The sequence below is a fragment of the Mycobacterium sp. ITM-2016-00316 genome (assembly GCF_002968335.2).
Lineage (GTDB): Bacteria > Actinomycetota > Actinomycetes > Mycobacteriales > Mycobacteriaceae > Mycobacterium.
This window is the reverse complement of record NZ_CP134398.1, coordinates 3886664-3912329: the sequence shown is the minus strand read 5'-3', so window position 1 is coordinate 3912329 and position 25666 is coordinate 3886664. Positions and strand designations below refer to the sequence as shown.

The 25666-nt window shown below is 67.9% G+C and carries 21 protein-coding genes; 18 read left to right on the top strand and 3 right to left on the bottom strand.

The window, feature by feature from the left end; genetic code table 11:
* The first annotated feature begins 76 nt into the window (after positions 1-76).
* From C6A86_RS18785 to C6A86_RS18715, 15 genes are all read left to right on the top strand, one after another.
* Positions 77-697 (top strand): hypothetical protein, encoded by a 621-nt coding sequence (locus C6A86_RS18785; protein WP_105364232.1) that lies wholly within the window; start codon positions 77-79, stop codon positions 695-697.
* A gap of 46 nt (positions 698-743) precedes the next feature.
* Positions 744-2723, top strand: coding sequence for a S9 family peptidase (locus C6A86_RS18780; RefSeq protein ID WP_105364233.1), 1980 nt, complete (start codon positions 744-746; stop codon positions 2721-2723).
* An 11-nt stretch (positions 2724-2734) separates the two neighbouring features.
* Complete coding sequence (locus C6A86_RS18775) at positions 2735-3991, top strand: trans-acting enoyl reductase family protein (RefSeq protein ID WP_105364234.1); 1257 nt, start codon at positions 2735-2737, stop codon at positions 3989-3991.
* A gap of 82 nt (positions 3992-4073) precedes the next feature.
* Complete coding sequence (locus tag C6A86_RS18770) at positions 4074-4706, top strand: DUF937 domain-containing protein (protein ID WP_105364235.1); 633 nt, start codon at positions 4074-4076, stop codon at positions 4704-4706.
* Between the two features lie 28 nt (positions 4707-4734).
* Entirely contained in the window at positions 4735-7392 is a 2658-nt protein-coding gene (locus tag C6A86_RS18765; RefSeq protein WP_105364236.1) for a valine--tRNA ligase, read from the top strand.
* Positions 7393-7396: 4 nt separating this feature from the next.
* Positions 7397-8800 (top strand): folylpolyglutamate synthase/dihydrofolate synthase family protein, encoded by a 1404-nt coding sequence (locus C6A86_RS18760; RefSeq protein ID WP_105364255.1) that lies wholly within the window; start codon positions 7397-7399, stop codon positions 8798-8800.
* Between the two features lie 89 nt (positions 8801-8889).
* Positions 8890-9240, top strand: coding sequence for a DUF4233 domain-containing protein (locus C6A86_RS18755; protein WP_105364256.1), 351 nt, complete (start codon positions 8890-8892; stop codon positions 9238-9240).
* A 27-nt stretch (positions 9241-9267) separates the two neighbouring features.
* Positions 9268-9687: a nucleoside-diphosphate kinase gene (gene ndk / locus C6A86_RS18750; protein WP_105364237.1), complete on the top strand. Its 420-nt coding sequence runs from the start codon at positions 9268-9270 to the stop codon at positions 9685-9687.
* 295 nt (positions 9688-9982) lie between these two features.
* Positions 9983-12979: a translation initiation factor IF-2 N-terminal domain-containing protein gene (locus C6A86_RS18745; RefSeq protein WP_105364239.1), complete on the top strand. Its 2997-nt coding sequence runs from the start codon at positions 9983-9985 to the stop codon at positions 12977-12979.
* A gap of 166 nt (positions 12980-13145) precedes the next feature.
* A complete protein-coding gene (gene rplU, locus C6A86_RS18740; protein ID WP_105364240.1) occupies positions 13146-13469 on the top strand; it encodes a 50S ribosomal protein L21 in 324 nt (107 codons plus the stop codon).
* 18 nt (positions 13470-13487) lie between these two features.
* The gene (gene rpmA, locus C6A86_RS18735) at positions 13488-13754 is read left to right on the top strand and encodes a 50S ribosomal protein L27 (protein ID WP_105364241.1); all 267 of its coding nucleotides are present in this window, start codon (positions 13488-13490) and stop codon (positions 13752-13754) included.
* A gap of 90 nt (positions 13755-13844) precedes the next feature.
* Positions 13845-15293, top strand: coding sequence for a GTPase ObgE (gene obgE, locus C6A86_RS18730; RefSeq protein ID WP_105364242.1), 1449 nt, complete (start codon positions 13845-13847; stop codon positions 15291-15293).
* Positions 15290-16402: a glutamate 5-kinase gene (proB, locus tag C6A86_RS18725; protein ID WP_105364243.1), complete on the top strand. Its 1113-nt coding sequence runs from the start codon at positions 15290-15292 to the stop codon at positions 16400-16402. The genes obgE and proB overlap by 4 nt, the downstream gene beginning before the upstream one ends.
* Before the next feature lie 236 nt (positions 16403-16638).
* Positions 16639-17262: a PIG-L deacetylase family protein gene (locus C6A86_RS18720; RefSeq protein WP_105364244.1), complete on the top strand. Its 624-nt coding sequence runs from the start codon at positions 16639-16641 to the stop codon at positions 17260-17262.
* A gap of 3 nt (positions 17263-17265) precedes the next feature.
* Complete coding sequence (locus C6A86_RS18715) at positions 17266-18558, top strand: NAD(P)/FAD-dependent oxidoreductase (RefSeq protein WP_105364245.1); 1293 nt, start codon at positions 17266-17268, stop codon at positions 18556-18558.
* Positions 18559-18570: 12 nt separating this feature from the next.
* Here C6A86_RS18715 and C6A86_RS18710 read toward each other — a convergent pair whose 3' ends face one another.
* Positions 18571-19197 (bottom strand): TetR/AcrR family transcriptional regulator, encoded by a 627-nt coding sequence (locus C6A86_RS18710; RefSeq protein WP_105364257.1) that lies wholly within the window; start codon positions 19195-19197, stop codon positions 18571-18573.
* A 75-nt stretch (positions 19198-19272) separates the two neighbouring features.
* Between C6A86_RS18710 and C6A86_RS18705 the strand changes: the two genes are divergently transcribed.
* Positions 19273-20538 (top strand): cytochrome P450, encoded by a 1266-nt coding sequence (locus C6A86_RS18705; protein WP_105364246.1) that lies wholly within the window; start codon positions 19273-19275, stop codon positions 20536-20538.
* Here the strand turns inward: C6A86_RS18705 and C6A86_RS18700 are convergent.
* Entirely contained in the window at positions 20535-21368 is an 834-nt protein-coding gene (locus C6A86_RS18700; protein ID WP_105364247.1) for an NAD-dependent protein deacetylase, read from the bottom strand. The two genes, C6A86_RS18705 and C6A86_RS18700, sit on opposite strands and share 4 nt — an antisense overlap.
* A 51-nt stretch (positions 21369-21419) precedes the next feature.
* On the opposite strand from C6A86_RS18700, the gene C6A86_RS18695 reads away from it, so the two are divergent.
* Both C6A86_RS18695 and C6A86_RS18690 read left to right on the top strand, forming a co-directional pair.
* Positions 21420-22340 carry a phosphotransferase gene (locus C6A86_RS18695; protein WP_105364248.1) on the top strand — a complete coding sequence of 307 codons (921 nt, stop codon included), beginning with the start codon at positions 21420-21422 and terminating at the stop codon, positions 22338-22340.
* 40 nt (positions 22341-22380) lie between these two features.
* Complete coding sequence (locus C6A86_RS18690) at positions 22381-24423, top strand: NAD(+) synthase (protein WP_105364249.1); 2043 nt, start codon at positions 22381-22383, stop codon at positions 24421-24423.
* 7 nt (positions 24424-24430) lie between these two features.
* Here the strand turns inward: C6A86_RS18690 and C6A86_RS18685 are convergent, their stop codons facing one another.
* Entirely contained in the window at positions 24431-25600 is a 1170-nt protein-coding gene (locus tag C6A86_RS18685) for a DUF2306 domain-containing protein (protein ID WP_105364250.1), read from the bottom strand.
* Positions 25601-25666: the final 66 nt, after the last annotated feature.

Here is a 25666-nt window from a genome sequence, read left to right as displayed (position 1 = left end):
AGTTAATTCCGCGTGAAGAGGTGTGCCGCGCCGAACTTGGGATCGGTAGCGCCGGTCGCCCGCCACGCTCTGAGCCATGACGACATTCACCCGCCTCGGCCTCGGCCTGGCCGCCACTGCAGTTTCGATCTCCGTGCTGACCGGATGCTCGCGGATCGACGACATCAAGGCCTTCACCGACGCGGCCACCACCGCCGTCGAACAGCTCAGCGACACGGCCGAGGGATTGAACGATCTCGCCGCAGGCGGACTGGTCACCGTCGACGGAATCGAGACGGCGTTCGGCGCGATCTCCGAGCGCGTGGGTGCCGACCCGATGAACGTGGTCGAGATCGTCATCACCGGGCAGGTGGTCACCGTCCAGGCCGTCGACCCGGCCGCGCCGACGGAACTCAACCAGTGGACCTACACCGCAGGCCATGTCGGCGATCTGCGGCCCGTCGACTACAACGACGACACCGAGGCTCTGCAGCAGAACCTGTTCCCGGTGACCGATGTGCCCGCCACGGCCATCATGACCGCGGTCGACAACGCGATCGGGGCCAGCGGTGTCGCCGACGGCGCGGTGCAATCCGTCGTCGTCAAGCGAAATCTGCCGTTCTCGGACGATCTGCAGATCCTGGTCAGCGTGCAGGGCGAGCGCAGCAACAAGCAGGTGCGTGCCGATGCCACAGGTCAGGTCACCGAGGTCCTTTGAGTGACGGAGCGACACGGCGGATGAATCGCAGCGATACGGTGATGCCATGACGCCGTTCGACGATCTGGATGCCTACTTCGCGTTGCCCAGGGTGGCCGGCCTTGCCGTTGCTCCCGACGGTGAGCGCGTGGTGACCATGATCAGCGAACTGAACCACGAACGCACCGAATACATCACCGCCATATGGGAATTGGATCCGAAAGGGGTCCAACCCGCCCGGCGGCTGACGCACGGCGTCAAGGGCGAGTCCGGGCCCGCTTTCACCGCCGACGGTGACTTGCTGTTCGTCGCGGTCCGTCCGGGGGACGGTCAGGACGACCCACCTGCAGCGCTGTGGAGACTGCCCGCCGCCGGCGGGGAGGCGGTCGAAGAACTTGCGCTGCCGGGCGGAGTGGCCGCGGTGCGCGTCGCGCAGCGCGCCGCGCGGACCGTCGTCACCGCACCGGTCCTGCCCGCGGCGACGAATCTGGACGAAGACAAGCGGCTGCGTGCGCTGCGCAAGGAGAACAAGGTCTCGGCGATCCTGCACACCGGATATCCGGTGCGGCACTGGGATCACGACCTGGGCCCCGACCAGCCCCACCTGTTCGACACCGACGGCCCGCGCGATCTGACTCCCGGTCCGGGCGGTGCCCTGCGCGACACCGCGCTCGATGTCAGCGCCGACGGCACGTTCGTGGTCACCGCCTGGAACGCCGCGGCGCCCGGGGTGGCGCTGCGTTCGCGCCTCATCCGTATCGATATCGCCACCGGCCGGCACAGCACGGTCGCCGATGATCCCGGCGCAGATCTGGGGCAGCCCGCCATTTCTCCGGACGGAAGCCGGCTGGCTTTTCTTCGCGAGACAACCTCCACGCCAACCGAAGCGCCGCGGATCACGCTGTGCTGCATGAGCTTCGGCGGGGCCTGGGTGGAGCTGGGCGACTGGGACCGTTGGCCGACATCGGTGAGCTGGTCTGCCGACGGCACACAGTTGATCGTCACCGCGGACGAGGGCGGGCGCGGGCCGGTCTTCGCCGTCGATCCCGGCACGGCCGCGGTCACCCGCCGCACCGCCGACGACTACACCTACAGCGATGTGCGGACCGCGCCCGGCGGGGTGATCTTCGCCGTGCGCAGTTCCTATCTCACGCCGCCGCACCCGGTGCGAATCGATCCCGGCGGTTCCGTCACGGTGCTGCCGTGCGTCGCGCTGCCCGAGCTGCCCGGGCACGTCGAGGAGGTGGTGACGACCGCGCATGACGGCGTCACAGTCCGGTCCTGGCTTGTGCTTCCCGACAAGGTGGAAGAGGGCGGTGCCGGCCAGGCTCCCTTGCTCCTCTGGATTCACGGCGGTCCGCTGGCCAGTTGGAACGCCTGGCACTGGCGGTGGAACCCGTGGCTGCTCGCGGCGCAGGGTTACGCCGTGCTGCTACCGGACCCGGCGCTGTCGACGGGATACGGCCGGGCCTTCATCCAGCGTGGTTGGGGAGCGTGGGGTGCGGCGCCCTACACCGATTTGATGGCGGTCACCGACGCCGCCTGCAAGCACCCGCGGGTCGATGAGTCCCGCACTGCGGCAATGGGCGGATCCTTCGGCGGCTACATGGCGAACTGGATCGCCGGGCATACCGACCGCTTCGACGCCATCGTCACCCACGCCAGTCTGTGGGCCCTCGATCAGTTCGGCCACACCACCGACGGCGCCTACTGGTGGGTGCGGGAGATGACCGAGGAGATGACGCAGCGCAATTCCCCGCACCACCACGTGGCCGACATCCGGACTCCGATGCTGGTCATCCATGGTGACAAGGACTACCGCGTACCCGTCGGCGAGGGACTGCGACTGTGGTACGAGCTGCTGAGCATGTCCGGTCTGCCCGCCGACGACGACGGCAAGAGCGCCCATCAGTTCCTCTACTACCCGTCCGAAGGACACTGGGTCGGCGCCCCGCAACACGCCAAGATCTGGTACCAGGTGGTCACCGCATTTCTGGGCAACCATCTATTTGGTCGGGAGGTGGGCCCGCCGGAAGTCCTCGGGTAGCTTCGGGACCCATGACCTCCTCACAGCGCGAATTCGACATCGTCCTGTACGGCGCCACCGGGTTCGCCGGCAAGCTCACCGCGCAGTACCTGGCCGAGGCCGGGAAGGGCGCGCGGATCGCCCTGGCCGGGCGTTCGCTGGTGAAGGTCCGCGATGTGCGCGACACCCTCGGCGCCGAGGCGCAGTCCTGGCCGTTGATCGAGGCCGACACCGCACAACCGTCCACGCTGGCCGATATGGCCGCGCGCACGCAGGTGGTCATCACCACCGTCGGGCCGTACACGAAGTACGGGCTGCCACTGGTGCAGGCATGTGTGGCGGCGGGCACTGATTACGCCGACCTCACCGGTGAGACGCTGTTCATCCGGGACAGCGCCGAACAGTTCCACAAGCAGGCTGTCGACACCGGCTCGCGTATCGTGCATTCCTGCGGATTCGATTCCGTGCCTTCGGATATCACCGTCTACGCACTGCACGACAGGGTGCGCAAGGACGGTGCGGGTGAACTCGCCGAGACCGCCCTGGTGCTGCGCTCGTTCGCCGGCGGTGTGTCCGGCGGCACCGTTGCCTCGATGATCGAATTCATGCGGACAGCGGCCGACAACCCGCAGTCGCGCGACGATCTCGCGGACCCGTACACCCTGACCACCGATCGCGGTGCCGAGCCGGACCTGGGCTACCAGTCCGATAATCCGTGGCGCCGCGGGCGTGAGATCGCCCCCGAACTCGACGGCGTCTGGACCGGTGCGTTCGCCATGGCCGCACCCAATTCCCGCATCGTGCGGCGCAGCAACGCCCTGCTGGACTGGGCGTACGGGCGCACCTTCCGGTACTCCGAACAGATGAGCATGGGTTCTTCGGTCGTGGCACCGGTGGCCGCCGCACTCGACACCGCGGTCAACGTGGGGATGTTCGGTCTGGGCACCCGCTACATCAACAAGGTGCCCAACGGACTCCTCGAGCGCGTGCTACCCAAGCCGGGGACGGGCCCGAGCGAGCGGACCCGGGAAAAGGGGCATTACCGCGCCGAGACGTACACCACGACCACCACCGGCGCGCGGTATCGGGCCACCATCGCCCAGCAGGGGGACCCCGGTTACAAGGCCACCGCGGTGCTGCTCGGCGAGTGTGGGCTGGCGCTCGCGCTCGACCGGGACAAGCTCTCGGATCTGCGCGGAGTGCTGACCCCGGCCGCCGCCATGGGCGATGCGCTGCTGTCCCGGCTGCCCGCTGCCGGGGTGACGCTGGAGACCGCTCGCCTCAACTGATTCGGGTGGCAGGGTCGGGCCTGCGCCGAACACCTGTGGGCCATGATCGAAAGGGTTAGGGTCCAGGTCAGGGGTACCTGACATCGACAGAGGTGAGTGGGAAACGGCCGGTCTGGATGAACTCTTCGCACAAATTCCTGTACAGGACATTGCGGCGAAACTCGGAGCGGATCAAGGCGAGGTGAACAACGCCATCCGGACGTTGGTGCCGGCACTGGTGGGTGGGCTGCAGGCCAACGTCGCGGCCGACGACATCGATTCCACCGACCTGGAGGCCGCGGTCGGCGCACAGGCCGCGAGCGGCCTGCTCGACGGCGGGGTCAAGGTCGACGATGTGGACGCCGGTGAGGGCGACAAGATCGTCGCCAACATCTTCGGCGGCAACGACAGCAATTCGGTCGCCTCGGCGCTGGCGGGCACGGGTGCCGGCAGCGGCGATCTGATCAAGAAGTTGCTGCCGATCCTGGCGCCGATCGTGCTGGCCTATATCGGCAAGCAGTTCTCCGGCAACTCCGCCCCCGCGCAACCGCAGGCCGCACCCTCCGGGGGCGGGCTCGGCGATGTGCTCGGCAGCATCCTCGGCGGCTCCGGTGGTGGCGGTGACAATCCGCTGGGCAGCATCCTGGGCGGCGTTCTCGGCGGCGGCGGCCAGGGCGGCAATCAGGGCAATGTCATCGGGGACATTTTGGGTGGCCTGTTGGGTGGGAAGAAATAGCCCAGCGCGGTTTCCCTAGAATCGACGGGTGACCGACAGCCCGCGTGACCGTGCCGATTCCCTTCCCAAGTCCTGGGAGCCGAGCGCGGTAGAGAGCGAGCTGTACCAGGGGTGGGTGGACGCCGGGTACTTCACCGCCGATCCGGCCAGCGAGAAGCCGGCCTACTCGATCGTGCTGCCGCCGCCGAACGTGACGGGCAGCCTGCACATGGGCCACGCGCTGGACCACACCCTGATGGACGCGCTGACCCGGCGCCGGCGCATGCAGGGCTATGAGGTGCTGTGGCTGCCGGGGATGGACCATGCCGGTATCGCCACCCAGTCCGTGGTGGAGAAGCAGCTCGCGGTCGACGGCAAGACCAAAGAGGACTTCGGGCGCGAACTGTTCATCGACAAGGTGTGGGAGTGGAAGCGTGAGTCCGGCGGCACCATCGGCGGGCAGATGCGCCGCCTCGGTGACGGTGTGGACTGGAGCCGCGACCGGTTCACGATGGATGAGGGCCTGTCTCGTGCGGTGCGCACCATCTTCAAACGGCTCTACGACGCCGGGCTGATCTATCAGGCCGAACGGCTGGTCAACTGGTCCCCGGTGCTGCAGACGGCCATCAGCGATCTCGAGGTCAAGTACGAGGACGTCGAGGGTGAACTGGTGTCGTTCCGGTACGGCTCGATGAACGACGACGAGCCGCACCTCGTGGTCGCCACTACCCGGCTGGAGACGATGCTCGGTGACACCGCCATCGCGGTGCACCCCGATGACGACCGCTACCGCGCGCTGGTCGGCCAGACATTGGCGCACCCGTTCCTGGACCGCCAGATCGTGGTGGTGGCCGACGGCCATGTCGACCCCGAATTCGGTACCGGCGCAGTCAAGGTCACCCCCGCACACGACCCGAACGACTTCGAGATCGGGGTGCGGCACAACCTGCCGATGCCCTCGATCCTGGACAAGGCCGGCGCCATCACCGGAACCGGGACCCGATTCGACGGGATGGACCGGTTCGAGGCGCGGGTCGCGGTGCGCGAGGCGCTGGCGGCCGAGGGGCGCATCGTCGCGGAGAAGCGGCCGTACCTGCACAGCGTCGGGCACTCCGAACGCAGCGGCGAGCCGATCGAGCCGCGGCTGAGCCTGCAGTGGTGGGTGAACGTCGAATCGATGGCCAAGGCCGCCGGCGATGCGGTCCGCAACGGCGACACCGTGATTCACCCCGCCAGCCTGGAACCACGCTGGTTTGCCTGGGTGGACAACATGCACGACTGGTGCATCTCGCGGCAGCTCTGGTGGGGCCACCGCATCCCCATCTGGCACGGGCCCGACGGGCAGCAGGTGTGTCTCGGGCCGGACGAGACCCCGCCCGAGGGCTGGGTCCAGGATCCCGACGTGCTGGACACCTGGTTCTCCTCGGCGCTGTGGCCATTCTCCACGATGGGCTGGCCCGAGCGCACTCCCGAACTCGAAAAGTTCTACCCGACAACTGTTCTGGTCACCGGCTACGACATCCTGTTCTTCTGGGTGGCGCGCATGATGATGTTCGGTACCTTCGTGGCCGGCGACGACGCGATCACCACCGAGGCGGCGCACGGGCCGCAGGTCCCCTTCCAGAACGTCTTCCTGCACGGCCTGATCCGCGACGAGTTCGGCCGCAAGATGAGCAAGTCCAAGGGCAACGGCATCGACCCGTTGGACTGGGTCGAGAAGTTCGGTGCGGACGCGCTGCGCTTCACCCTGGCCCGCGGGGCCAGCCCCGGCGGGGACCTGTCCATCGGTGAGGATCACGCCCGGGCGTCGCGCAACTTCGCGACCAAGATCTTCAACGCGACCAAGTTCGCGTTGATGAACGGTGCGGCGTTGGCTCCGCTGCCGGGGCTCACGGAGCTCACCGATGCCGATCGCTGGATTCTGGGTCGGCTGGAAGAGGTTCGCGCCGAAGCCGATTCGGCGTTGGAGAGCTACGAGTTCAGTCGCGCCTGCGAGTCGATCTACCACTTTGCCTGGGACGAGTTCTGCGACTGGTATCTGGAACTGGCCAAGGTGCAGTTCGGGCAGTCCGAGCACGCCGCCCACACGGCGGTGGTGCTGGCCACGGTGCTGGACAGTCTGCTCAAGCTGTTGCATCCGGTGATGCCGTTCGTCACCGAGACGTTGTGGAAGACGCTCACCGGCGGGGAGTCCATCGTCATCGCCGAATGGCCGTCGTCATCCGGTATCGCTGTGGACTCCGTTGCCACGCAACGCATCACCGATATGCAGAAGCTGATCACCGAGGTGCGCAGGTTCCGCAGCGACCAGGGTCTCAACGACCGTCAGCGGGTGCCGGCCAAGGTGGTCGGTATTGATGCCGTGGGGCTGGACGCCCAGTTGCCTGCGATCGCCGCGCTCGCCTGGCTCACCGAGCCCGCGGACGGGTTCACCCCCTCGGCGGCCGTCGAGGTGCGGGTGACCGGGGGCACCGTGGTCGTCGAACTCGACACCTCGAGCACCGTCGACGTCGCCGCCGAACGCAAACGGCTGGAGAAGGATCTGGCCGCCGCGCAGAAGGAACTCGCCCAGACCGCAGGCAAACTCGGCAACGAGGCCTTCCTGGCGAAGGCGCCCGAAGCCGTCGTCGACAAGATCAAGGCCCGCCAGCAGCTGGCACATGAAGAGGTCGAGCGCATCACGGCTCGCCTCGGCGGCCTGCGATGAGCCGATGAACCAGCCCGCCCCCGACGAGATCGCGGCGCTGCTGCAGGTCGAGCATCTGCTCGACCAGCGGTGGCCGGAGACCAAGATCGAGCCCAGCACGGCGCGGATCTCCGCACTGATGGAGCTGCTGGGCTCACCGCAGCGCAACTACCCGGCGATCCACATCGCCGGCACCAACGGCAAGACGTCGGTGGCCCGCATCATCGATGCGCTGCTGACGGCACTGCACCGGCGCACCGGGCGTACCGTGAGCCCGCACCTGCAGTCGGCGGTCGAGCGCATCTCCATCGACGGCAAGCCGATCACCCCGGCCCAGTACGTGGAGACCTATCGGGAGATCGAACCGTTCATCGAGTTGGTGGACCAGCAGTCCGAAGCGGCCGGGGGCCCGCGCATGAGCAAGTTCGAGGTGCTCACCGCGATGGCGTTCGCCGCGTTCGCCGACGCGCCGATCGATGTGGCGGTGGTGGAAACCGGGTTGGGCGGGCGCTGGGACGCCACCAACGTGATCGGCGCTCCGGTCGCGGTGATCACCCCGATCGGGCTCGACCACACCGACTACCTCGGTGACACCATTGCCGAGATCGCCGGGGAGAAGGCCGGAATCATCATCAAGGCAGAAGATGACCTGGTTCCGATCGACACCGTGGCGATCATCGGCAAGCAAGATCCCGAGGCGATGGAGGTGCTGCTGGCCGAGGCGGTGCGCGCCGATGCCGCGGTGGCACGCGAGGATTCGGAATTCGCGGTCCTGGAACGTCAGGTCGCCATCGGCGGCCAGCTGCTGACCCTGCAGGGCCTCGGCGGGGTGTATCCGGAGATGTTCCTGCCCCTGCACGGAGAACACCAGGCGCACAACGCCGTGCTCGCGCTGGCCGCGGTCGAGGCGTTCTTCGGGGCCGGCGCCGACCGTCAGCTCGATGTCGACGCGGTGCGCACCGGCTTCGCCTCGGTGAGCAGCCCGGGCCGGCTGGAACGGGTGCGCAGCGCGCCGACGGTGTTCATCGACGCCGCCCACAATCCCGCCGGCGCCGCGGCACTGGCCCAGGCACTGGCCGACGAGTTCGACTTCCGCTACCTGGTCGGCGTGGTCTCGGTGATGGCGGACAAGGATGTCGACGGCATCCTCGCGGCGCTGGAGCCCGCGTTCGACATGATCGTGGTCACCCACAACGGATCACCGAGGGCGATGGAGGTGGAACTGCTCGCCGCCAAGGCCGAGGAGCGGTTCGGCCCGGAACGGGTGGTCGCTGCGGCCGCGCTGCCCGATGCCATCGAGACCGCGACGGCCCTGGTGGAAGAGTCCGGCAACGACGGCGAAGGATATTCGGGGAGCGGCATGGTCATCACCGGTTCGGTCGTCACCGCGGGTGCGGCGCGCACCCTGTTCGGGCGGGATCCGCAGTGAGCGCCACACCGGCCGGGGAGACACCGGACCCGGATGCGACACCGCAGGCGCCGGTACCCGGTGACCCGTGGCGCAGCTTCCGCGGCATCATGGCCGCCGCGCTGATCCTGGAAGCCATCGTCGTACTGCTGGCCCTTCCGGTGGTGTCGGCGGGTGACCAGGGCCTGACCGCGCTGAGCGGAACGTTCCTGATCGGTATGGCCGTCGTGCTGGTGCTGATGTCCGGGGTGCAGGGCAGGCCCGGGATCATCTGGGTGAACCTCGGGATCCAGGCGGTGTTCGTCGCCGGGGCGTTGATCCACGGTGCCATCGGGTTCATCGGCGTGGTGTTCGCCGGGGTCTGGGCGCTGATGATCTACCTGCGCAGCGAGGTCAAACGCCGCCAGGACCGCGGGCAGTTGCCCTTCCAGCAGGCCGCTCCGCCACCCGAGCGGGACTAGTCATTACTGCCCGGTAGGCTGTGCGCCGTGACTGAGCGGACCCTGGTTTTGATCAAGCCTGACGGCGTACAGCGGCACCTGATCGGTGAGATCATCGGCCGGATCGAGCGCAAGGGGCTGACGTTTGCCGCTCTCGAACTCAAGGCCGTCTCCGACGAGCTGGCCCGGCAGCATTACGCCGAGCACGACGGCAAGCCGTTCTTCGGCTCGCTGCTCGAATTCATCACCTCCGGTCCGGTGGTGGCCGCGGTCGTCGAGGGCCCGCGTGCCATCGCAGCGTTCCGACAGGTCGCCGGTGGCACCGATCCGGTGGAAAAGGCAACACCCGGCACCATCCGTGGTGACCTGGCACTTGTCACCCAGGACAATCTGGTGCACGGCTCCGATTCGCCCGAGTCGGCGGCCCGGGAAATCGCCCTCTGGTTCCCGGAACTGACCGGCGCCTAGCCGCACGTTCTCACCGCTTCGTCAGATTCCGGCGAGCGGTGTGGGATACTTACCCCGGGAGTCCGGCGCCACAACAGGGTCGGTCACCCGGATGAAGACTTCGACGAGCGCGACCATCGCGTTAGCGGTGCGGCGCCAGAGCGTCCAGCCATCATTCAGCCAGGCGCCGAGTTTGTTCCTTGCGAACCGCTCGGGGCGAGACCATAACAAGTTCGGGAGAAGCTCCCCGGACCCATAGCGGAAGCCCTCGCGTGGCCGCGTCATCACGACGCGCCCGGGGGCTTGAGGAGAATTTGTGGCCGAAGACGCCCCTACCCAAGACCTGTCCGAGAACACCCAGAGCATCGAAGAACTGCCGGCGAAGCTGAGAGTTCACTCGCTGGCCCGCGTGCTGGGCACCACGAGCAAGCGCATCGTCGATGCACTCGCCGAGCTGGACGGCCGTGCCCGCAGCCCGCACTCGACCGTCGAGCGGGCCCAGGCCGAACAGGTCCGCGACGTGCTCAACGCCGAAGCCGCCGCAACCGCGGCCGAGGTCCCGGTCCCCGAAACCCCGGCCGACGCCCCCGCCGCCGAGGCGCCCGCCCCTGAGGCGCCGGCCGCCGAGCCGGAGCCCGCCGCGGTCGTCGAAGAGCCCGAATCCCGCCTGCTGCTGGAGGCCCCGCCGGTCCCCGACGCAGCCACCGAGGACGGCGAAAAGTCCGCCGAACCGGCGCCCTATCTGCCGCTGTTCGTGGCCCCGCAGCCGGTGACGGCGCTCAAGTCGCGTCCTGCGCCCGCTGTCGAGGACACCGAAGACACCGACGACGACACCGACGAAGCCGACGGCGACGACGCCGGGGACGATGATCAGTCCGAGCGGCCCGCCGCGCGGCGGCGCCGTCGGGGCCGCCGTGGCCGTGGCCGCGGACGCGGTGAGCAGAGCGCCGAGGACGGCGACGACACCGGTGACGACGAGACCGATGGCGCCGATCAGGCCGGCGCCGAGGACACAGATGGCGAGGACACCGACGGCGAGGACGCCGACTCGGAGGACAACGATGCCGATGATGACGGCGGTGAGGACGGAGCGGGCTCGGAGGCGGGCAGCCGTCGCCGGCGCCGTCGCCGGCGTCGCAAGTCGGGTGCGGCAGAGTCCGACGAACCCGTCGCACCCGATGATCCGCCCAACACGGTCGTGCACGAGCGTGCTCCCCGGGCCAAGTCGGCGAAGGCCGGCCGCGACCCCGACGAGATCCAGGGCATCTCCGGGTCCACCCGACTGGAGGCCAAGCGCCAGCGCCGCCGTGACGGCCGCGACGCCGGTCGCCGGCGTCCGCCGATCCTGAGCGAGGCCGAGTTCCTGGCCCGCCGCGAAGCCGTCGAGCGCACCATGATCGTGCGCGACAAGATCCGCACCGAACCGCCGCACGAGGGCGCCCGCTACACCCAGATCGCGGTCCTCGAGGACGGCGTCGTGGTCGAACACTTCGTCACCTCGGCGGCCTCGGCATCGCTGGTCGGCAACATCTACCTCGGCATCGTGCAGAACGTGCTGCCCTCGATGGAGGCGGCGTTCGTCGATATCGGCCGCGGGCGCAACGGCGTCCTCTACGCCGGCGAGGTCAACTGGGAGGCCGCCGGTCTCGGCGGTGCCCAGCGCAAGATCGAACAGGCCCTCAAGCCCGGCGACTACGTCGTCGTCCAGGTCAGCAAGGACCCGGTCGGTCACAAGGGCGCCCGGCTCACCACGCAGGTCTCGTTGGCCGGTCGCTACCTGGTGTACGTACCGGGTGCGTCATCCACCGGTATCAGCCGCAAGCTGCCCGACACCGAGCGGCAGCGCCTCAAGGAGATCCTGCGCGAGGTCGTCCCGGCCGGTGCCGGCGTGATCATCCGCACCGCGTCGGAGGGCGTCAAGGAAGACGACATCCGTTCCGACGTGAACCGGTTGCAGGAGCGCTGGGGGCAGATCGAGGCCAACGCCGCCGAGGTCACCAAGAAGAAGGCCGGCGCCGCGATCGCGCTCTACGAAGAGCCCGATGTCCTGGTCAAGGTCATCCGCGACCTGTTCAACGAGGACTTCTCCGGCCTCATCGTGTCCGGTGAGGATGCCTGGAACACCATCAGCAACTACGTCAGTTCCGTTGCACCGGAGCTGGTTCCGCGGATGACGAAGTATGAGCCCAGCGCGCCGGACGGCCCCGACGTGTTCGCGGTGCACCGCATCGACGAACAGCTGGCCAAGGCGATGGACCGCAAGGTGTGGCTGCCCTCGGGCGGCACCCTGGTCATCGATCGCACCGAGGCGATGACTGTCGTCGACGTCAACACCGGCAAGTTCACCGGCTCCGGCGGCAACCTCGAGCAGACGGTCACCAAGAACAATCTCGAGGCCGCCGAGGAGACGGTGCGCCAGCTGCGGCTGCGCGATATCGGCGGGATCATCGTCATCGACTTCATCGACATGGTGCTGGAGTCCAACCGCGACCTGGTGCTGCGCCGGCTGACCGAGGCGCTGGCGCGGGACCGCACCCGCCATCAGGTGTCGGAGGTGACCTCGCTCGGCTTGGTGCAGCTGACCCGTAAGAAGCTCGGCACCGGCCTGATCGAGGCGTTCTCCACGACCTGCACGCACTGCGCGGGCCGCGGCATCCATCTGCACGCCGATCCGGTGGACTCGGCGGCACCGTCCGGGGGCGGCGGCGGGCGTAAGTCCGAGCCTGGCTCCGGTAACAGCCGACGCAGTAAGCGGGGCAAGAAGGCGGCCAAGCCAGAAGAGGTCGCCGAAGACATCCAGATGGCGAAGGTGCCGGCCCACGCGGCCGGTGAGCACCCGATGTTCAAGGCGATGGCGGCCGGCCTGCACGGACCGGACGACGACGCCACCGTGGACGTCGACGATGAGACCGGCGATTCCGACGAGCCGACCGTGGACGGCGCCGAAACCGAGGAACCGGCCATCGGTGCCGGCTTCGAGGAGCCTGACGACGACTCCGACGACGACGATTCGGACGATGACGAGTCCGATGAGGACGATCTCGACCTCGACGACGACGATGACGAAGAGGACGACGACGAGATCGAGGTTCTCGACGACGATTCCGACGACGACGATTCCGACGACGAGGATGACTCCGACGAGGACGATTCCGAAGACGAGGATGACGATGATTCTGACGAGGACGACACCGATGAGGATGACGACTCCGAGGACGACGAATCGGCGGCCTACGAGCCCCCTGTCGCGGCCCCCAGGGGTCGGGTCCGCAGGCGGGCGGCGGCCCGACCGGCAGGCCCACCGGCCGGTTAGACGGGATCGAACAGGCGGTTTGACCCTCTACCCGCTGGTCACGTACCCTTGACCAGTTGTCGCGGGGCTTGCAGCCGCAACTGCTGGCTCGGCCCGCACCCAAGACCCGCACGTGCATGTCCCAATTTGCGCGCGCCCAGACGAACGAAGCAGAGGTAGATCCACGATGGCAGCCGATAACGCCACGTACGCAGTCGTCAAGACTGGCGGCAAGCAGTACAAGGTCGCCGTCGGGGACATTGTCAAGGTCGAGAAGATCGAGTCCGAGCCCGGCTCGTCGGTCTCTCTGCCGGTTGCTCTCGTCGTCAACGGCGCCAATGTCACCACCTCGGCCGACGATCTGGCCAAGGTCGCTGTCACCGGCGAGATCCTGGAGCACACCAAGGGCCCCAAGATCCGTATCCACAAGTTCAAGAACAAGACCGGCTATCACAAGCGCCAGGGCCACCGTCAGCAGCTGACGGTGCTCAAGGTCACCGGAATCAAGTAGGAACGGGAGCGAACAGACATGGCACATAAGAAGGGCGCTTCCAGCTCACGCAACGGTCGCGACTCCAATGCCCAGCGGCTTGGCGTCAAGCGTTTCGGCGGCCAGGTCGTCAAGGCCGGCGAGATCCTGGTCCGCCAGCGCGGCACCCACTTCCACCCGGGCGTGAACGTCGGCCGCGGTGGCGACGACACCCTGTTTGCCACGGCGCCCGGCGTCGTGGAATTCGGCGCCAAGCGCGGCCGCCGGACGGTCAACATCGTCCGTCTCGTGCGCTCGGAAGCCTGATAACCCGAGGACTTTCTGCGAACGTGAAGCTGCTGCGGGTTCTCTAGACAAGACTCGCAGCAGCTTTCGTTTTTCGGAAGGACTTATCCCATGCCCCGTTTCGTCGATCGCGTGGTCATCCATGCGCAGGCCGGCAACGGCGGTAACGGCTGTGCCTCGGTGCACCGCGAGAAGTTCAAACCCCTCGGCGGTCCCGACGGCGGCAACGGCGGCCGCGGTGGCTCCATCGTGCTGGTGGTGGACCCGCAGGTGCACACCTTGCTGGACTTCCACTTTCATCCGCATGTGGTCGCCACCTCGGGTAAGCCCGGCGCCGGTAGTAACCGTGAAGGCGCCAGCGGCGCGGACCTCGAGGTCAGGGTTCCCGACGGCACCGTGATCCTCGACGAGGACGGCCGGATGATCGCCGACCTCGTGGGTGCGGGTACCCGGTTCGAAGCCGTGGCCGGTGGTCGTGGTGGCCTGGGCAACGCGGCACTGGCCTCGCGGGCCCGCAAGGCCCCCGGTTTCGCCCTGCTCGGCGAGAAGGGCCAGGCCCGCGATCTGACCCTGGAACTCAAGACCGTCGCCGATGTCGGTCTGGTCGGGTTCCCGTCGGCGGGTAAATCCTCGCTGGTATCCACCATCTCGGCGGCCAAACCCAAGATCGCCGACTACCCGTTCACCACCCTGGTGCCCAATCTGGGCGTGGTGTCCGCCGGTGACCACACCTTCACCGTCGCCGATGTGCCCGGCCTGATCCCCGGCGCTTCGGCCGGTCGCGGTCTCGGCCTGGATTTCCTGCGCCACCTGGAACGGTGCGCGGTGCTGGTCCATGTCGTCGACTGCGCCACCATGGAACCCGGCCGCGACCCGATCTCCGATATCGAGGCCCTGGAAGCCGAGTTGGCCGCCTATCAGCCGACCCTGCAGGGTGACTCGACGCTCGGAGATCTCGCCGACCGTCCGCGTGCCGTGGTGCTCAACAAGATCGATGTTCCCGACGCCCGTGAACTGGCCGAGTTCGTTCGCGACGAGGTCGCCGAGAAGTTCGGCTGGCCGGTGCTGGAGATCTCGACGGTGAGCCGGGATGGCTTGCGCCCGTTGATCTTCGCATTGTGGGACATGGTGGCCGCCTACCGCGCCGCCCAGCCCGAGGTGACACCGCGCCGCCCCGTGATCCGCCCGATCGCGGTCGACGAGACCGGTTTCACCGTGACCCCGGACGGCCAGGGCGGTTTCGTGGTGCGCGGCACCCGTCCGGAGCGTTGGATCAACCAGACCCAGTTCGACAACGACGAGGCTGTCGGTTACCTCGGGGATCGGCTCGCCCGGCTCGGCGTCGAGGATGCGCTGCTCAAGCAGGGCGCCAAGCCCGGGTGTGCGGTCACCATCGGTGATGTCACCTTCGACTGGGAGCCGCAGACCCTGGCCGGTATCGATACCCAGATGTCCGGCCGCGGAACCGATCTGCGCCTGGAACAGACCGACCGCATCGGTGCGGCCGAACGTAAGGTTGCCCGCCGGGAGCGTCGTCTCCCCGACGTGGACGAGTCGTGAGCCTGCACCGGGAGGCGGTCCGCACGGCGCGCAGTGTCGTCGTCAAGATCGGCACCACCGCGCTGACCACGCCCTCCGGCGTGTTCGACGCGGGACGGCTGGCCGGACTGGTCGAGGCCATCGAAGGCCGGATGAAGGCCGGCTCGGATGTCGTGATCGTGTCCTCGGGTGCTATCGCCGCCGGCATCGAACCGCTCGGATTGAGCAGGCGACCCACCGATCTGGCGACCAAGCAGGCCGCCGCCAGCGTCGGGCAGGTGGCGCTGGTCAATGCGTGGAGTGCGGCGTTCGCACGCTATGAGCGGACCGTCGGACAGGTTCTGCTGACCGCACATGACATCGCGATGCGGGTGCAGCACAACAACGCTCAGCGCACCCTGGACCGGCTGCGTGCCTTGCACGCGGTCGCGATCGTCAACGAGAACGACACGGTGGCCACCAACGAGATCCGGTTCGGCGACAATGACCGACTCTCGGCATTGGTGGCGCACCTGATCGGAGCCGACGCGCTGGTGCTGCTCTCCGATATCGACGGTCTCTACGACGGCGATCCGCGAAAGGCCACGGCCGACAAGCCGGCCCGGTTCATTCCGGAGGTCGCTGCCGACGGTGACCTCGACGGTGTGATCGCCGGGCGGGGGAGCAGTCTGGGCACCGGGGGAATGGCCTCGAAGCTGTCCTCGGCTCTGCTCGCGGCGGACGCCGGGGTGCCGGTCCTGCTGGCGGCCGCAGCCGATGCCGCGGCCGCTCTCGACGATGCGTCGGTGGGCACGGTCTTCGCGCCGCGCCCCGAACGCATGTCGGCGCGGCGGTTCTGGGTGCGCTACGCGGCCGAGGCCAGTGGCGCACTGACGTTGGACGAAGGCGCGGTCCGCGCGGTCGTCGGCGGCAGGCGATCGCTGTTGCCTGCCGGTATCACGGCGGTGTCCGGCAAATTTCACGGCGATGACGTCGTCGAACTGCGCGGGCCCGACGGAGAGACGGTCGCCCGTGGCGTGGTGGCCTACGACGCGGCCGAACTGGTCGCGATGATCGGCCGGTCCACCCGCGATCTGCCACCGGAACTGCGACGTCCCGCCGTGCACGCGGACGATCTCGTCGCCACCTGAGGCAAAACCGCCGGTATCGGCATTTCACAGGTACCTGTGAAAATCAGCTAATACCGGTTGGCAAATTTGTCGCATGCAAATGCAGCGTTGCCTGCACCTTTTCGGTCGGGCCGCGTTGTCGCTGATCATGAATACAACGCCCCTGCATGACGCCGTTGCGAGCTAATGCCGACACCGCGCGGAACAACGCGGTATGCTCCGAATCAATTCGGTGTCAGCAAAGGGGAAGCAGGGGCATGACGCGTCGATCGGTACTCGCGGTGGGGGCCCACCCCGACGATATCGAGCTTGGCTGCGGGGGTGCCTTGGCTAAACATGTCGCGGCCGGTGACAAGGTCGCCATGCTGGTGGTCACCCGCGGCGAGGAGGGCCCGGGCCGGTCGGCCCAGCGTGTTTCCGAGCAGCTTGCCGCCGTCGATGTGCTGGGCGTGGACACCTTGCTGTGGGGCGAGGGATTCCTGGATTGTCGGGTGTCGCTGCAGGAGTTCGAACTCGTGCACCTCATCGAGGACGCGATCGAGCAGGTTTCGGCCACCGTCATCTACACCCACATGGCCAATGACAGCCATCAGGATCATCGGGTCGTCTCGCGCTGCACCATGGGCGCCGCGCGCTGGGTGTCGACCATCATGGCCTACGGCGGTCCGTCGGCGGTCAGCTTCAACCCCACCTCGTTCATCGACATCTCCGATTCCCTCGACAAGAAGATCGAGGCGCTGATGTGCCATGTCTCGCAGGCAGAAGCCAGTGAGAAGGTCAGCGCTTCCTGGGTGCGCAGCTCGGCCGAGCATTACGGATTCCTGTGCAGGCGCCCGTTCGCCGAGGGTTTCGAACCGATCCGCCAGGTCGTCGACTTCTAAGCTGTGCCAACGTTTCTCGTAGTAGGCGCCGGCACCACCGGCATCGGCGCCGCAGTCCGCCTCACCGAACTCGGCATCGATCACCTCGTGGTGGACGCCGGGGAACGGCTGGGCGGTATGTCCGCCTCAGTGACCGACGACGCCGGTTTCACCTGGGATCTGGGTGGTCATGTACTGCACAGTCACTTCGCCGACTTCGACCGCGCCGTCGAGGCCAGCGGAGTCGCCCTGAACCACGTCACCCGCAACGGCTGGGTGTGGCTGTGCGGCGACGGTCCGCAGAGCCTGGTGCCCACGCCCATTCAGCAGCAGCTCACCGAGCTGCCTCTCGATCTGGACCCCGACGCCCCGGTCGCCCATCTGGCCGACTACTACCGCAACAACTTCGGTCGCCGCCTCTACGACGAGTTCTTCGAGCCCTACAACCGCAAGATGTGGACGCTGCCGCTGGAGGACGTCGACCACGAATGGACCTCGCTGCGCAGCGGAAGCACCGCGCGCAATGTCCCGGTGCTCGGGTTGGCCGGCGGCCCACCGCCCCCGGCATCGACGTTTCCGTATCCGGTCGGGGGAACCGGCGCGCTGTGGCAGGCGGTACACGACCGGTTGATGACGCCGGGTTCGGTCCGGCTGCGTACCCGGGTGCTCGGCGTCGATACCGCTGCCCGGGAGGCGCATCTCGATGACGGCAGCACGGTGGGTTTCCGGTTCTGCATCAGTACCGCCCCGGTCACCACCGCGCTGAGCTGGATCGGCTGGTCCGAGCCGGCGCAGACCCTGCGCGCCAGCCGGGTCCACGCGGTCGGACTGGGCTATGACGGGGAACCACCGGCGACGCTGGCGGACAAGACCTGGCTGTACTGCCCGGCGGAATCCGTGCCCTGGTACCGCGCGACGATGCTGAGCAATTACGACCCGGCCAATGCCGGACCCGGCCGGTGGAACATCCTCTGCGAGGTACCGGTTTTCGCCGGCGACCCGATATCGGCGCCGGACGCGGTCGAGGGTGTGCAGCGCTCACTGCAGCGCCTCGGCGCCGACCCGGCACGGGTGGTCAGCCGTTTCGCCGACACCCTCGAGTTCGGCTATCCGGTGCCCACACTGGGCCGTGATCGACTGCTGCGTGCTGCCGACGAACGGTTGCGCGCACACGGCATTTACAGCCGGGGCCGTTTCGGAGGGTGGCGATACGAGTCGTCGAACCAGGACTACGGCTACGTCCAGGGCCGCCAGGCCGTCGACAACGCGGTCTCGGGCACACCCGAGGATGTGTACTGGCACCCGGAGCGGTTCTGAAGCTCTCCGGCCTCACCCTTCCAAGTACAGTGCGCCCCTGATGATTTGGGTGAGTGACGCGGCCAGTTCGTCATCATAGGAGCTCGGCTGCGTCGGCAGGGTCTGCTGGCAGACCCGTTCCACCATCCAGACCAGGCTGCTGGCCGTGATGGCAGCGGGCAGCGTGGCGCGGATGGATCCATCTGCCTGCCCGGCCTCGATGACGGCGGCGAATTGCGCGCCGATCCCGGTGAGCAGCTCCCGATAGGTCTCACCGACCTGGGTGTCGTAGCCGGCCATTTCGTTGAGGGCGATGAGCACGGGTTGGTGGCGCCGGTAGCTGGCGATGATGCGGGCCATGGCCGAGTGGATGTCGGCGGGGTCCCGGCGGCCGGCGACCGTCCACCACTGGGCTGCATCGGCGGTCAGGTCGCCGAAGACCTGGCGGGCCAGTCGGCGCAGCAGGTCGCCCTTGTCCTCGAAGTAGATGTAGAAGCTGGCGCGCGAGATGCCGGCCTCGGTGGCGAGCCGGTCGACGCTGAGCTCGGTGAAGCTGGTGCCGTCGGCCATCAGCCGGTCGGTCGCGTCGAGCAGTTGGCGTTCGATCTGTTCGCGGCGTTCCTGGCGGTTGGCCTGCGGCTTGCGGGTCGCGCGGGTCACCGATGCCATGAGCCCAGCGTATCGGCCGATGCGCCATCTTGACTAGACACGTTGTCTAGACTTATTGTCGCAGCCATGACTGTGTCACCGATCACAACTGCTCGGCGCTCCTACGACCCCATCGACATCTCGTCGAAGGCTTTCTGGTCCACGACGGCGGCCGAGCGAGAGCGGTCGTTCGCCCAACTGCGGGCCCAACGCCCGGTGAGCTGGCATCGGCCCGTCGAGGAGACGCTCATGCCCGACCCCGAGGATCCCGGCTATTGGGCCGTCACCCGCCATGCCGACATCCAGGCCGTGAGTCGCGACAGCGAGACGTTCTTGTCCGGGAAGGGCGTGCTGTTCGACACCGTGCCCGAAGAGCTGCTGGAGGCATCGCAGTCGTTCCTGGCCATGGATGCGCCGCGGCACACGCTGATCCGCAAGCTCGTGCACTCGGCCTTCACGCCGCGACAGGTGGCCCGGATCGAAACCTCCATCAAGGCCAATGCCCGCGCGATCGTCGAGGAGCTCAAGGACGCGGGCAGCGGGGTCGACTTCGTCGACCAGTGCGCCAAGGAGCTGCCGATCCGCACGCTCTCGGACATGGTGGGTATCCCGGCATCAGAGCGCCAGCAGGTGGCTCACGCCGCCGACGCGTTGGTGTCCTGGGCCGACCCGATCTACCTGGACGGCCGCAACCCGCTGGAAGTGCTGGTGACCAACCAGATGTATCTGCATCAGGTGGCGCAGGCGCTGGCCGCCGACCGCCGGCAGAACCCGGGCACCGATCTGATCAGTGCGCTGGTGCACGCCGAGGTCGACGGTGACCGGCTGACCGACGCCGAGGTGTCGGCGTTCTTCGTGCTGCTGGCGGTCGCCGGAAACGACACCACCCGCCAGGCCAGCAGTCACGCGCTGAAGGCGCTGACCGACTTCGGCGACCAGCGGGCCTGGCTGATGGAGGATTTCGAGGACCGCATCGGCGGCGCGGTCGAGGAGTTCGTGCGCTGGGCCAGCCCGGTGATGACCTTCCGGCGCACCGCCGCCGTCGATGTCGAACTCGGAGGTCAGCAGATCGCGGCCGGCGACAAGGTGGTCATGTTCTACGCATCGGGCAACTGGGACACCGAGGTGTTCGACCGCCCCGACCGGTTCGACCTCAACCGGAAACCGAACGCGCATCTGGGCTTTGGTGGTGGTGGACGGCACTTCTGTCTCGGCGCCCATGTCGCCCGGACGCAGCTTCGGGCGTTGTTCGGTGAGCTGCTGACCCAGTTGCCGGATATCGCCGCCGGTGAACCCGCCTATCTGCAGGGCAATTTCGTGCACGCAATCCGCGCGATGCCCTGCACGTTCTAGCGCACGGCGGGCGCGGTGAGCTCGCCGGCGAGCAGGGCCAGCAGCTCCGAGCAGCCGGCCTCGACCTTGACGGTGGCCAGCCCATCACCGCGGGTCGGACCGCGGTTGACGATGGCGATCGGCATGCCCGCGGCCGCGGCATGCCGGACGAAACGGTAGCCGGAGAACACCGTCAGCGAGGAACCCGCGACCAGCAGGGCGTCGGCGGCGTCGACCATTGAAAAGGCTTGTTGCACGCGATCTTTGGGGACACTCTCGCCGAAGTACACGATATCGGGCTTGAGCATGCCGCCGCAGCGCGGGCAGTCCAGATACCGGAAGTCCGAGGTGTCGGCCACCACGGCATCGGCGTCGGGGGCGACCGCGATACCGCCGACCCGCTCGGCGCGTTCGGCGAACCCGGGGTTGAGTGCTTCCAGCTCGTCGGCGAGGGCCTCTCGCGACATGGTGAGCCCGCAGTTCAGGCACACCACCTGGGCGTAGGTGCCGTGCAAATTGACCACCTGCCGGCTGCCGGCCTTCGTGTGCAGCAGATCGACGTTCTGGGTGATCAATCCCGACACCACACCGGCAGATTCCATGCGTGCCAGCGCGCGGTGCCCGGCATTGGGGGCGGTGTCGTCCATGTGGCGCCATCCGAGATGGTTGCGCGCCCAGTAGCGCTGCCGGAAGACCGGGTCGGAGCGGAACTGGCCGATCGTCATGGGGTTGCTCGGCGGGGAATCCGGCCCGCGGTAATCGGGAATCCCCGAATCGGTCGACATTCCCGCACCGGTGAGGACCGCCACCCGGCGTCCGGCCAAAGCCGCGATGAGTTCGGGAGCATCCACCCCACCGAGGATAGGCGCGTCCAGCCGATCGACGCATGGCATGGTGACCCCATGGTGTGGCTTTCACCCGATCAGCTTGCCGACCGCCGCCGGCGCGCCGCGGGGGCGGCACTGGAGGCCGGTCGTGCGCTCGGACTGGAGGCCGAGTCCGCGACCGTCCTGCACGACGTGTTCTCGGTGGTGGTGCGCCTGGACCCGACCCCGGTGGTGGCCCGCGTCCCGGTGGTGCTGCCGCAGGGATATACGCCCGAATTGCAGCACGCCCGCCAGCAGCGCGAACTCGACGTGGTCGCCTGGCTGGACGGACGGGGAGTGCCGGTGGTGCCGCCCAGCCCGCTGGTGCCGCGGACCCCGGTGCGTCACGGCGGATTCCCGATGACGTTCTGGGAGTTGGCCGACGTGGCCACCGATCACGAGCCCTATTCGGGGGTGGCCATCGCCAAGAGCGCCGAGCTGCACGCCGGGCTGTCCGGCTACCGTGCACCGCTGCCTTTCCTCGCCCCGTTCAACGAGGCCGGGCCGGGCATGTTCGCCGCCCTCGAGGAATCCGACCTGCTGAGCGCCGCCGATATCGACCGGGCCCGCCACGAGTACGCCTCTCTGCGCGCGGTGCTCAGCGATCCGGCCGCGTTCGCCGCGCGGCATCCCGGTGTCAGCGTGCAGGCCGTGCAGGGAGATGGTCCGTCGCACAACGTCATCCGGACCACCAGTGGTATCCGGTTCTCCGACTTCGAGGACGTGTCCCTGGGCCCCGTCGAATGGGATCTGGCAATGCTGGGCCCCGAGGCGGTGGCCGAGTACGACGAAGCCGCCGTGCGGCTCGGGCTGCGACCCACCGACGCGGCGGTGCAGCGTCTCATGGACACCGCCCGTGCCCTGCAGTTCATCAGCTGCGCGACGTTGGTGCCGCAGCTGCCGATCCTGGCCGACGGGTTGGCCTCGGTCATCGCGGAGTGGCGGCGCTCGGCCTGACCTGACATGGGGTGTTTGCGTCTGATGCCAGAATGACCGGGTGGACTTCTACTCCGCCTACCGACACGGGTTCGTGCGGGTGGCCGCCTGCACCCACCACACCACGCTGGCCGATCCCGCTGCCAACGCCGAATCGGTGCTGCGGCTGGCCCGGGAATGCCACGACGAGGCCGTCGGGCTGGCGGTGTTCCCGGAACTGACGCTGAGCGGATACTCGATCGAGGACATCCTGCTCCAGGACACCCTGCTCGACGCGGTGGAAGAGTCGCTGGCCACCGTGGTCGACGCGTCCGCAGGCCTGCTGCCCGTGCTGGTCATCGGTGCACCGCTGCGGCACCGCAACCGGGTGTACAACACGGCCGTGGTGATCCACCGCGGCGCGGTTCTCGGGGTGATTCCGAAGTCCTACCTGCCGAACTACCGGGAGTTCTACGAGAAGCGCCAGCTCGCCGCCGGTGACGATATCGACGGGATGATCCGGCTCAACGGGGTGGACGTGCCCTTCGGGCCCAACCTGCTGTTCGCCGCCACCGATCTGCCCGACTTCGTGCTGCACGTCGAGATCTGCGAGGACATGTGGGTTCCGGTGCCGCCCAGCGCGCAGGCGGCGCTGGCCGGCGCCACGGTGCTGGCGAACCTGTCCGGCAGTCCGATCACCATCGGCCGGGCAGACGACCGCAAGCTGCTGGCCCGCTCGGCATCATCGCGATGCCTGGCTGCCTATGTCTACGCCGCTGCCGGCGAGGGCGAGTCGACCACCGATCTGTCCTGGGACGGTCAGACGATGATCTACGAGAACGGGGTACTGCTCGCCGAGTCCGAGCGCTTCCCGAAAGGGGAGCGACGCAGTGTCGCCGATGTGGACACCGGGTTACTGCGCGCCGAACGACTGCGGATGGGCAGCTTCGACGACAACGCCCGGCACTACCGCGTGGCCGGCGATGCCTTCCGCACCATCGAGTTCACTCTCGATCCGCCGAGTGGCGACATCGGGCTGCGCCGGCTGGTCGAGCGCTTCCCGTTCGTGCCCTCGGATGCCACTCGGCTGCAACAGGACTGCTACGAGGCCTACAGCATCCAGGTCTCCGGGCTGGAACAGCGGCTGCGGGCACTGAACTTCCCGAAGGTCGTCATCGGGGTCTCCGGGGGTCTGGACTCCACCCACGCCCTCATCGTCGCCGCCCGCGCGATGGACCGGGAAGGCCGGCCCCGCAGCGACATTCTCGCGTTCACCATGCCGGGGTTCGCGACCGGCGATCGCACCAAGGGCAACGCCATCGCGTTGAGCCGGGCGCTCGGCGTGACGTTCGCCGAGATCGACATCCGCGAGACCGCGCAGCTGATGCTCACCGAGATGGATCACCCATTCGGCCGCGGCGAGAAGGTCTACGACGTCACCTTCGAGAACGTGCAGGCCGGGCTGCGCACCGACTACCTGTTCCGGCTGGCCAACCAGCGCGGCGGCATCGTGCTGGGCACCGGAGATCTCTCCGAGCTGGCGCTGGGCTGGTCCACCTACGGTGTAGGTGACCAGATGTCGCACTACAACGTCAACGGTGGTGTGCCGAAGACGTTGATCCAGCACCTGATTCGGTGGGTCATCTCATCGGGTCAGTTCGAGGACGCCGTCGACGACGTGCTGCAGTCGGTACTCGACACCGAGATCACCCCGGAGCTGGTGCCCGCGGGCGAGGACGAAGAGATCCAGAGCAGCGAGGCCAAGGTGGGCCCCTATGTGCTGCAGGATTTTTCGCTGTTCCAGGTGCTGCGCTACGGGTTCGGTCCGGCAAAGGTGGCATTCCTGGCCTGGCATGCCTGGCATGACGCCGAGCGTGGGCACTGGCCGCTGGGGTACCCGCTGGACAAGCGGCCGCAGTACTCGCTCAAGGAGATCCGGCGCTGGCTGACGGTGTTCGCGCAGCGCTACTACTCGTTCTCCCAGTTCAAACGATCGGCACTGCCCAACGGCCCCAAGGTCTCGGCCGGCGGGGCGCTCTCGCCACGCGGTGACTGGCGTGCGCCCTCGGACATGTCCGCCCGGATCTGGCTTCACGAGATCGAGCGGCACATCCCGGAGGACTAGCCAAAGCTCACACGGCTGATGGTGTTTCGGCTGTGGACCGGCGAGGCTGGTTGGGCTCGTCGGCGCGTGCGCGGGCGGCGGCGTGGACCACCACCCCGAAGCAGATGGTGATCGGGATGCCGGCACCGTCCATGCCGCCGGCGATGATCGCGTCGGCAGCGGTGAAGGCGGGTGGCACGATCAGCGAGAACAGGGTCACCGACACCGGGGCTGCGGTGAACCCCCAGAGCAGCCATCGCCATTGCCGTTCCCGGGCCGTGTCACCCCGGTTGCGGGAGCGGGCCACGCCGACCGCGGCCAGCGCGATGGCGATCCAGAGTGGCACCAGGTGGAACGCCACCAGAGTGTGCGGTATCGGTTCGGGCAATCGCAGCGTCATGGCGGTGTAGGTGAGCGAGCCCGCCACCGCCACCGCCACCGCGGCGCCATACCGCCATGCCGGCACCGGTGTGGCCACATCGTCGGGAAGGGGCCGCTGGGAGACCATGAACGCCGCTGCCGCGGCGCCCGGCGCGACGACACCAAGAATCAGGGAGGCCACACCGATGTTGGTCAGCAGGTCGTGTTGCGGGATCAGAGGCTGTATCCCGATCCAGATGAACCGCAGCAGCGGTGCGGTCAACATGAAGGCGATGCTGTAGGTCATCCAGGCCCGGTGGGTGACGACATCGCGGGTGCGGATCGCGTACACCGCGTACCACGCGCTGGCGAAGGTGGCTATCGCCAGTGCCCGTAGCTGAGTCTCGAACGCGGGCCCGATGAAATGCTCGGCCGGCGGGGTGGCGTAGAGGAATATCAGGGCGGTGAGCATGCTGACCGACATCAGCGCGAGGTAGGCCCGGCCGATCCAGCGATGGACCGCGGGCCGGCGCTCCCGCAGCCGGGACGAGAACTGAAACAGGGCCAGCGCCAATGCCAATGCGCCCAACGTGGTGTGCACCAGCAGCACCACCCGGTGCTCGGCGTAGGCGGCGTCCCGGACTGATTGGACCGATCCCTCGTCCACGGCGTACTCACGGCCGTTGAGGAACGTGTTCACGACGTCCTGCCAGCGCGACACGCCCGAGTCGAAGAGCGGCCACGTGTAGTTCAGCGCCAGCGGGAGATAGAGGGCTGTCACGATGGCGGTGACGATGAAAAGCCCCCGCGAAACCGCCCTCTGCTTGTGGTTGTCCATTTCAAGATCAGATATTAGGCGGCGATATCGACGTGTCGCTCCGTTCGGCTGATCTTGATACGTTCG